The following is a 9,331-nucleotide window of genomic DNA, read 5'->3' on the forward strand; positions in this document are numbered from 1 at the left end:
GCCACGAAGCAGGGGCCACGAAAAGCTCCTCGTACGGGTGACCCGCCCGCGACATGGGTCACCCGTCCGCACGGCCCCCGACCACCCGGTCGGGGGCCGTCTTTCAGCTGGTACTCTGGGTGACGGCCTTCGCTGAGTCATCCAAGATCCCCTGTGAAGCAAATCCAGGGGCGCTCGCGGGCCCGATGGATTCCTAGAGGAGTACGCGTGTCGCTCGACGCCGCCACGAAGAAGCAGATCATGGCCGAGTTCGCCACCAAGGAGGGCGACACCGGCTCCCCGAGGTCCAGGTCGCGATGCTGTCCCGCCGCATCTCGGACCTGACCGAGCACCTCAAGGTCCACAAGCACGACCACCACTCGCGCCGTGGTCTGCTGCTCCTGGTCGGCCAGCGTCGCCGCCTGCTGCAGTACCTGGCGAAGAAGGACATCACGCGCTTCCGTGCGCTGGTCGAGCGCCTGGGCATCCGCCGCGGTGCGGCGGGCGCCAAGTAGGACGACGTGAAGGGAGCGGTTCCCACACCCGGGGGCCGCTCCCTTTGCCGTACGTACCGGACGTTCGGTCCACTGCCTGGTGGACCGGAGCTTTGTAGTCTGGTCCCATAACGCCATAGCGAAGAGGTGGAGCGCCTTTCAGCCGCCGGTCCTCGGTAGTGGCCCCCGGACGGCGCGCGGACGATCCGCGCGACCCCGTGTCCGGGTGCTTCGATCGAAGACCGGCCCGCAACTCCGGCGCTCCACCGACGAAGGTCCACCGCCACACGGGCGGTGGACGCAGACGAGGAGATATCCCTGGTGGAGAACGAGACCCACTACGCCGAAGCCGTCATCGACAACGGCTCCTTCGGCACCCGCACCATCCGCTTCGAGACGGGCCGCCTGGCCAAGCAGGCCGCCGGCTCCGCCGTCGCGTACCTGGACGACGACACCATGGTGCTGTCGGCCACCAGCGCGTCCAAGACGCCCAAGGACCAGCTCGACTTCTTCCCCCTGACGGTGGACGTCGAAGAGCGCATGTACGCCGCCGGCAAGATCCCCGGCTCCTTCTTCCGCCGTGAGGGCCGGCCCTCCGAGGACGCGGTCCTCACCTGCCGCCTGATCGACCGGCCGCTGCGCCCCTCCTTCAAGAAGGGCCTGCGCAACGAGATCCAGATCGTCGAGACGATCATGGCGCTCAACCCCGACCACCTCTACGACGTGGTCGCGATCAACGCCGCCTCCTGCTCCACGCAGCTGGCCGGCCTGCCCTTCTCCGGCCCGATCGGCGGCACCCGTGTCGCCCTGATCGACGGCCAGTGGGTCGCCTTCCCGACCCACACCGAGCTGGAGAACGCGGTCTTCGACATGGTCGTGGCCGGCCGCGTCCTCCCGGACGGCGACGTCGCGATCATGATGGTCGAGGCCGAGGCCACCGAGAAGACCATCCAGCTGGTCAAGGACGGCGCCGAGGCCCCCACCGAGGAGGTCGTCGCCGCCGGTCTGGAGGCCGCCAAGCCCTTCATCAAGGCGCTGTGCAAGGCCCAGTCGGACCTGGCCGCCAAGGCCGCGAAGCCGGTCGGCGAGTTCCCGGTCTTCCTCGACTTCCAGGACGACGTCCTGGAGGCGCTGACCGCCGCCGTCAAGAGCGAGCTGTCCCAGGCGCTGACCATCGCGGGCAAGCAGGACCGCGAGGCCGAGCTGGACCGCGTCAAGGCCGTGGCCGCCGAGAAGCTGCTGCCGCAGTTCGAGGGCCGCGAGAAGGAGATCTCCGCCGCCTACCGCGCGCTGACCAAGTCCCTCGTGCGCGAGCGCGTGATCAAGGACAAGGTCCGCATCGACGGCCGTGGCGTCACGGACATCCGTACGCTCGCCGCCGAGGTCGAGGCGATCCCGCGGGTGCACGGCTCGGCGCTGTTCGAGCGTGGCGAGACCCAGATCCTGGGCGTCACCACCCTGAACATGCTCCGCATGGAGCAGCAGCTGGACACCCTCTCCCCGGTGACCCGCAAGCGCTACATGCACAACTACAACTTCCCGCCGTACTCGGTCGGCGAGACCGGCCGCGTGGGCTCGCCCAAGCGCCGCGAGATCGGCCACGGCGCGCTCGCCGAGCGCGCCATCGTGCCGGTGCTGCCGACGCGCGAGGAGTTCCCCTACGCGATCCGCCAGGTCTCCGAGGCGCTGGGCTCCAACGGCTCGACCTCGATGGGCTCGGTCTGCGCCTCCACGATGTCGCTGCTGAACGCCGGTGTGCCCCTGAAGGCCCCGGTCGCCGGCATCGCCATGGGCCTGATCTCCCAGGAGATCGACGGCAAGACGCACTACGTCGCCCTCACCGACATCCTCGGTGCGGAGGACGCGTTCGGCGACATGGACTTCAAGGTCGCCGGTACGAAGCAGTTCGTCACCGCCCTGCAGCTGGACACCAAGCTGGACGGCATCCCGGCGTCCGTGCTGGCCGCGGCCCTCAAGCAGGCCCGCGACGCCCGTCTGCACATCCTGGACGTGATGAACGAGGCGATCGACGTTCCGGACGAGATGTCCCCGAACGCGCCGCGCATCATCACCGTCAAGATCCCGGTGGACAAGATCGGTGAGGTCATCGGCCCCAAGGGCAAGATGATCAACCAGATCCAGGAGGACACCGGCGCCGACATCACGATCGAGGACGACGGCACCATCTACATCGGTGCCGCCGACGGCCCGGCCGCCGAGGCCGCCCGCGCCACGATCAACGGCATCGCCAACCCGACCATGCCGGAGGTCGGCGAGCGCTACCTGGGTACGGTCGTCAAGACCACCACCTTCGGCGCGTTCGTCTCCCTGCTCCCGGGCAAGGACGGTCTGCTGCACATCTCGCAGATCCGCAAGCTGGCCGGCGGCAAGCGCGTCGAGAACGTCGAGGACGTGCTCGCCGTGGGCAGCAAGGTCCAGGTGGAGATCGCCGAGATCGACCAGCGCGGCAAGCTGTCGCTGGCCCCGGTCATCGAGGGCGAAGACAACGACGAGGCGAAGGACGACGCCGCCAAGTGACGTCCCGTAGCTCACGGACGACGGCCCGCACCTCTTCGGAGGGGCGGGCCGTCGCCCGTACCCAAACGCTTCTCAAGGGCACCAACGGCGCCGGCACGGTCCGCAAGACGGTCCTGCCCGGCGGCCTGCGCGTGGTCACCGAGACCCTGCCCTCCGTCCGGTCCGTCACCTTCGGGATCTGGGCCAACGTCGGCTCCCGTGACGAGACCCCGTCGCTGAACGGCGCCACCCACTACCTGGAGCACCTGCTCTTCAAGGGCACCAGGAAGCGCAGCGCGCTCGACATCTCCGCCGCGATCGACGAGGTCGGCGGCGAGATGAACGCCTTCACGGCGAAGGAGTACACCTGCTACTACGCGCGGGTGCTGGACACCGACCTGCCGCTCGCCATCGACGTGGTCTGCGACATGCTGACCGGCTCGCTCATCGAGCCCGCCGACGTCGACGCCGAGCGCGGCGTGATCCTCGAAGAGATCGCGATGACCGAGGACGACCCGGGCGACTGCGTGCACGACCTGTTCGCGCACACCATGCTCGGTGACACCCCCTCGGCCGCCCGGTCCTGGGCTCCGTCGACACGGTCAACGCCCTCACCCCCGAGCGCATCCGCCGCTTCTACAAGAAGCACTACGACCCGACCCGCCTGGTCGTCGCCGCCGCCGGCAACGTCGACCACGCCAAGGTCGTCCGGATGGTCCGCGCCGCCTTCGAGAAGGCCGGAGCCCTCGACCGTACGGACGCCGTGCCGATGGCCCCGCGCGACGGCTCCCGCACCATCCGTACGGCGGGCCAGGTGGAACTGCTCAACCGCAGGTCCGAGCAGGCCCACGTGATCCTCGGCGTCCCGGGCCTGGCCCGGACCGACGACCGCCGCTGGGCCATGGGGGTCCTGAACACGGCCCTCGGCGGTGGCATGAGCTCCCGCCTCTTCCAGGAGGTACGGGAGAAGCGCGGCCTGGCCTACAGCGTGTACTCGTACACCTCCGGCTACGCGGACTGCGGTCTGTTCGGCGTGTACGCGGGCTGCCGCCCCAACCAGGTCGACGACGTCCTGAAGATCTGCCGCGACCAGCTCGACCAGGTCGCCGCCGAGGGCCTGACGGACGACGAGATCCGCCGCGCGATCGGGCAGCTGCGCGGTTCGACCGTGCTCGGCCTGGAGGACACCGGCGCGCTGATGAACCGCATCGGTAAGAGCGAGCTGTGCTGGGGCGCCCAGATGTCGGTCGACGACATGCTGGCCCGGATAGCGGCGGTCACCCCGGACGAGGTACGGGAACTGGCCCGCGATGTACTGGGACAGAGCCCGTCGCTGTCCGTCATCGGCCCGCTGAAGGACCGGCAGGTGGACCGGCTGCACGACGCGGTCGCCTGACCTTCCACATCAGGCGTACCAGAGGTACCAGGCGTACCAGGGGTACTGGGAAAGAGAGAGCGGGAAACGATGAGCAAGCTGCGCGTGGCGGTCATCGGCGCCAAGGGCCGCATCGGCTCCGAGGCCGTACGGGCCGTCGAGGCCGCCGAGGACATGGAACTGGTCGCGGCCCTGGGCCGGGGCGACGGGCTGGAGACGCTGACCGAGGCCGGCGCCCAGGTCGCGGTCGAGCTGACGCACCCCGACGCCGTCATGGCGAACCTGGAGTTCTGCGTCCGCAACGGCATCCACGGCGTCGTCGGCACCACCGGCTGGACCGACGAGCGCCTCGCGCAGCTGCGCACCTGGCTGGACGCGTCGCCCCGTACGGGCGTGCTCATCGCCCCGAACTTCTCCATCGGCGCGGTGCTGACCATGCGGTTCGCGCAGCAGGCGGCCCGGTTCTTCGAGTCGGCCGAGGTCATCGAGCTGCACCACCCGAACAAGGCGGACGCGCCCTCGGGCACCGCGGCCCGCACGGCCAAGCTGATCGCCGAGGCCCGCGCCGCGGCAGACTGCCCGCCGCAGCCGGACGCCACGAGCAGCGCGCTGGACGGCGCCCGCGGCGCGGACGTGGACGGCATCCCCGTCCACTCCGTACGGCTGCGCGGCCTCCTGGCCCACCAGGAGGTGCTGCTCGGCGGAGTGGGGGAGACCCTCACCATCCGCCACGACTCGCTCCACCACAGCAGCTTCATGCCGGGCATCCTGCTCGGCGCGCGCCGCGTGGTGGCCACTCCCGGCCTGACCATGGGCCTGGAGAACTTCCTCGACCTGGACTGACGGGGTTCGCGCGTGCGTGCAAAGATCACCTACTGCGTCCTCGCGGCGATCCTGGTCGTCTACTTCGTCCTCGTCGGCAGCCGCGGCCTCCTGCTCATCGAGCAGGGCACCGTGCTGACCGTCGCGTTCGGCGTCGCCGTCCTGATCCTGCCGTTCATCGGACTGTGGTTCCTCTGGCACACCACCCAGTTCGCCCGCAAGGCCGGCCGCCTCGCACGCGAGCTGGAGGCCGAGGGCGGGCTGCCGGTCGACGAGCTGAAGCGCACCCCGGGCGGCCGTATCGACCGGGACTCCGCCGACGAGGTCTTCGACCGGCGGCGTGCCGAGACCGAACAGGCGCCGGACGACTGGCGGGCCTGGTTCCGGCTGGCGGTCGCCTACCACGACGCCCGGGACACCCCGCGGGCCCGTAAGGCGATGCAGCGGGCCATCGCCCTGCACGAGGGCAAGCCCGTACGGGTTTGAACGACGCGGGTGCCCGTACGGGCCTGAACGACGCGGTGCCCGTACGGCCTGAGCCGTACGGGCACCGTTGTTCACCGGGGCCGGTTCCGACCAGGAGCCGGTCCCGGCCCGCTGCTACCGGCGGTACTTCCCGGCCCGTGGCTACCGGCAGTATTCCGCCGCCCACGCCTCCAGCACGTCCGCGGCCAGCTCGAACGCCTCGGGGCGCGCCAGGAAGTCCCCGTTGTGGTCCGTGACGAGCGTCCGCAGCGTGGCGCCGCCCTGCCGTTCGACGACCAGCGCCTGGCCCTGGACCGTCCGCGGCAGACCCAGCCAGCGCACCGGCCGCTGGGTCGTGCGGACGGCGGCGACCTCGCTCCAGCGCAGCGTCGTCGTCCGCAACAGCTCCACCTGCCGCAGGCCGTGGGCGCTCACCCAGACCCCCACCCGCAGGAAGCGCAACGCGAGCGCGATGATCAGCACCGCGACACCGGCGCAGACGGCAGCGGCGGGCAGCGTCCCCGTGGCCACGATGATCACCGCGGACAGCAGGACGAAAGAGGCCAGGAGCAGAAGCACGGCGGCCGCCCCCACGCGCCCGGGACCCGGACGGTAGGGACGGCGCCAGCGGTCCGGCCCCGCATGGGGCAGCGGTGCTTCGACCGCCTGACCGGCCTGGTCGTCGAGAGCGCGGTCGGCCGTCAGGAAGGTCAGGGGCACGGCGGATCCTCACTCCAGGCACGCAGATGAAGGCTGTGACCGGTGAGGTTATCGAGACTTACGTGCCGGAACCACTCCGTGCCGGGCGGCACGCGCGACGACTGTGCGCGGACCGCCCGGCCGGATCAGCGGCCGTGCGCCGCCTCGGACTGGTGCGTGCCGACACCGCCGGTCTCCTGCTGGAGCGCCGGAACGCCGAGCAGCAGGGCGCCGGCGAGACCGCCGACGACCGTCAGGCCGATCAGGGACCGGCCCGCGAGCTGGGCACGACTGACGCGTTCTCGGGGCGGGGGCGCGACATTGCTGCGGAACCGGTCGGCCTCGGCGACGAAGGCGAACGGCACTGGCTCTCGCCGGCGGAACATGAGCGGGCTCTCCTTGGAACCTCGAAGTGGGCACTGTCACAGGGTTAGACGTCTGTCGCGCCCGTTTGGTGCCCGTTTTCTGCAAGTTCTGTGAAAAATATCAACCACAGGACGAGCCGGGCGGGACAGAGTCCGATTTTGTACGGTACGCGGCTTCCTGCCGTATTTCCGGGACTGTCGGTGGCGGGCCGTAGGCTGGGGCGCGCCACGTGGAATGAACGGAAGGAACCGTCGGTGTCCCCTACCCCCGCCGAGAGCATCGAAAGCTCCGAAGGCACAGCCCCCAGCTTCCGCAACGAAGTGACGGTCGAGCTGGTCAAGCACAGCGCCGCGGACAGTGACGTGCTGTGGGCGGCCCGTGTCTCCACCGCCGGCGAGCAGTCGCTGGAGGAGCTGCAGAAGGACCCGGAGCGCTCCAAGGGCCTGATCAACTACCTGATGCGGGACCGCCACGGCAGCCCCTTCGAGCACAACTCGATGACCTTCTTCATCAGCGCGCCGATCTTCGTCTTCCGCGAGTTCATGCGGCACCGCGTCGGCTGGTCCTACAACGAGGAGTCCGGCCGCTACCGTCAGCTCGAACCGGTCTTCTACGTGCCCGGCGCGTCCCGCAAGCTGGTCCAGCAGGGCCGCCCCGGCAAGTACGAGTTCGTCGAGGGCACCCCCGAGCAGCACGCGCTCGCCGGCAAGGTCATGGAGGACTCCTACCGGCAGGCGTACGAGGCGTACCAGGAGATGCTGGCCGCCGGTGTCGCCCGCGAGGTGGCCCGCGCGGTCCTGCCGGTCGGCCTGTTCTCCTCGATGTACGCGACCTGCAACGCCCGTTCGCTGATGCACTTCCTCGGCCTGCGCACGCAGCACGAGCTCGCGGCCGTGCCGTCCTTCCCGCAGCGCGAGATCGAGATGGTCGGCGAGCAGATGGAGGCCCACTGGGCCCGCCTGATGCCCCTCACCCACGCCGCCTTCAACGCCAACGGCCGTATCGCCCCGTAAGGCTCCCGTCCCGCGGGCGACCCGCCGGACCGCTGTGCGGACCGGCCGTCGCCCGCCGGGGCCGTACCGGACCGCACAGACGTGCCCGGTGTCCGTATTGCGGCATTTTGAGAAGTTCATCTACGCTGAAGAAACGGACCCGGCACTGCTTGAACCCCCGAGCAAGCAGTGCCGGAGTCCACATCCCGGCTCCCCAGGGGCGCGACCCGAGGTGAGCTACGAGTAGCGTGGTGCCCATGGCTCCGACTTCCACACCGCAGACCCCCTTCGGGCGGGTGCTGACCGCCATGGTCACGCCGTTCACGGCGGATGGCGCTCTCGACCTCGACGGTGCGCAGCAGCTCGCCGCGCACCTGGTGGACTCCGGCAACGACGGTCTCATCGTCAACGGCACCACCGGTGAGTCACCGACCACCAGCGATGCGGAGAAAGCCCAGCTGGTCCGGGCCGTGGTGGGCGCGGTCGGAGACCGGGCCTTCGTCGTCGCCGGAGCCGGCACCAACGACACGGACCACAGCCTGCAGCTGGCCCGCGCCGCGCGCGACGCCGGAGCCCACGGCCTGCTCGCTGTCACGCCGTACTACAGCAAGCCCCCGCAGGAAGGTCTCTTCCGGCATTTCACCGCCATCGCGGACGCCACCGACCTGCCGGTGATGCTCTACGACATTCCCGGCCGCAGCGGCGTGCCGATCAACACCGAGACCATGGTGCGGCTCGCCGAGCACCCGCGGATCGTCGCCAACAAGGACGCCAAGGGCGACCTCGGCCGCGCCAGCTGGGCCATCGCCCGCTCGAACCTCGCGTGGTACAGCGGCGACGACATGCTCAACCTTCCGCTGCTGTCCGTCGGCGCCGTCGGCTTCGTCTCGGTCGTCGGCCATGTCGTCACGCCCGAGCTGCGCGCCCTGCTCGACGCCCACCTGCACGGTGACGTCACCAAGGCCACCGAGATCCACCAGAAGCTGCTGCCCGTCTTCACCGGCATGTTCCGCACCCAGGGCGTCATCACGACCAAGGCCGCGCTCGGGCTCCAGGGCCTGCCCGCCGGGCCGCTGCGCCTGCCGCTGGTGGAACTGTCCGCGGACGAGACCGAACAGCTCAAGCGCGATCTCGCCGCCGGCGGGGTACAGCTGTAACCACAGACTTCACAACTGAACACGGAAAACAACCGCCAAACCGCAAGTGCACGAATGTCATGCGCGCCACGTGTGCCTCACGGCGACGTGGCGTGTGTGGTGAGGAGAGTCTTTTGAGTCATCCGCATCCCGAGCTCGGCGCGCCGCCGAAGCTCCCCAAGGGCGGCCTGCGCGTCACCCCCTCGGCGGCCTGGGTGAGATCGGCCGCAACATGACGGTCTTCGAATACGGCGGCCGGCTCCTGATCGTCGACTGCGGAGTGCTTTTCCCGGAGGAGGAGCAGCCCGGAATCGACCTGATCCTGCCGGACTTCTCGTCCATCAGGGATCGCCTCGACGACATCGACGGCATCGTGCTCACGCACGGCCACGAGGACCACATCGGCGGTGTCCCCTACCTCCTGCGCGAGAAGCCGGACATTCCGCTGATCGGCTCCAAGCTGACCCTCGCCCTGATCGAGGCGAA

The 9,331-nt window shown here is 69.8% G+C and carries 7 protein-coding genes and 3 pseudogenes (1 of these 10 only partly in view); 8 read left to right on the forward strand and 2 right to left on the reverse strand.

Annotated features, from left to right (window positions below; all coding sequences use genetic code 11):
- The first annotated feature begins 207 nt into the window (after positions 1–207).
- The 5 genes and pseudogenes from rpsO (at position 208) to ACEXOX_RS34525 (ending at position 5,673) form a co-directional block, all read left to right on the forward strand.
- Positions 208–494 (forward strand): annotated as a pseudogene (gene rpsO / locus ACEXOX_RS34505) (30S ribosomal protein S15).
- Positions 495–794: 300 nt separating this feature from the next.
- Positions 795–3,011, forward strand: coding sequence for a polyribonucleotide nucleotidyltransferase (locus ACEXOX_RS34510; RefSeq protein WP_406526562.1), 2,217 nt, complete (start codon positions 795–797; stop codon positions 3,009–3,011).
- Positions 3,008–4,386: pseudogene (locus ACEXOX_RS34515) on the forward strand (M16 family metallopeptidase). Before ACEXOX_RS34510 ends, ACEXOX_RS34515 begins: the two are co-directional and overlap by 4 nt.
- Before the next feature lie 69 nt (positions 4,387–4,455).
- Positions 4,456–5,208: a 4-hydroxy-tetrahydrodipicolinate reductase gene (gene dapB / locus ACEXOX_RS34520; protein ID WP_406524830.1), complete on the forward strand. Its 753-nt coding sequence runs from the start codon at positions 4,456–4,458 to the stop codon at positions 5,206–5,208.
- 12 nt (positions 5,209–5,220) lie between these two features.
- On the forward strand, positions 5,221–5,673 hold the full coding sequence (locus ACEXOX_RS34525; protein ID WP_030023052.1) for a tetratricopeptide repeat protein: 453 nt from the start codon (positions 5,221–5,223) through the stop codon (positions 5,671–5,673).
- 141 nt (positions 5,674–5,814) lie between these two features.
- Here the strand turns inward: ACEXOX_RS34525 and ACEXOX_RS34530 are convergent, their stop codons facing one another.
- A complete protein-coding gene (locus tag ACEXOX_RS34530; RefSeq protein ID WP_406524831.1) occupies positions 5,815–6,372 on the reverse strand; it encodes a hypothetical protein in 558 nt (185 codons plus the stop codon).
- 125 nt (positions 6,373–6,497) lie between these two features.
- On the reverse strand, positions 6,498–6,737 hold the full coding sequence (locus ACEXOX_RS34535; RefSeq protein ID WP_030023054.1) for a hypothetical protein: 240 nt from the start codon (positions 6,735–6,737) through the stop codon (positions 6,498–6,500).
- 234 nt (positions 6,738–6,971) lie between these two features.
- On the opposite strand from ACEXOX_RS34535, the gene thyX reads away from it, so the two are divergent.
- From thyX to ACEXOX_RS34550, 3 genes and pseudogenes are all read left to right on the forward strand, one after another.
- The gene (gene thyX, locus ACEXOX_RS34540; RefSeq protein ID WP_406524832.1) at positions 6,972–7,730 is read left to right on the forward strand and encodes an FAD-dependent thymidylate synthase; all 759 of its coding nucleotides are present in this window, start codon (positions 6,972–6,974) and stop codon (positions 7,728–7,730) included.
- Positions 7,731–7,966: 236 nt separating this feature from the next.
- Positions 7,967–8,866 (forward strand): 4-hydroxy-tetrahydrodipicolinate synthase, encoded by a 900-nt coding sequence (dapA, locus tag ACEXOX_RS34545; RefSeq protein WP_406524833.1) that lies wholly within the window; start codon positions 7,967–7,969, stop codon positions 8,864–8,866.
- 113 nt (positions 8,867–8,979) lie between these two features.
- A pseudogene (locus ACEXOX_RS34550) lies at positions 8,980–9,331 on the forward strand (ribonuclease J) (it continues 1,332 nt past the right edge of the window).

The sequence above is a fragment of the Streptomyces sp. Ac-502 genome (genome assembly GCF_045222935.1).
GTDB lineage: Bacteria > Actinomycetota > Actinomycetes > Streptomycetales > Streptomycetaceae > Streptomyces > Streptomyces monomycini.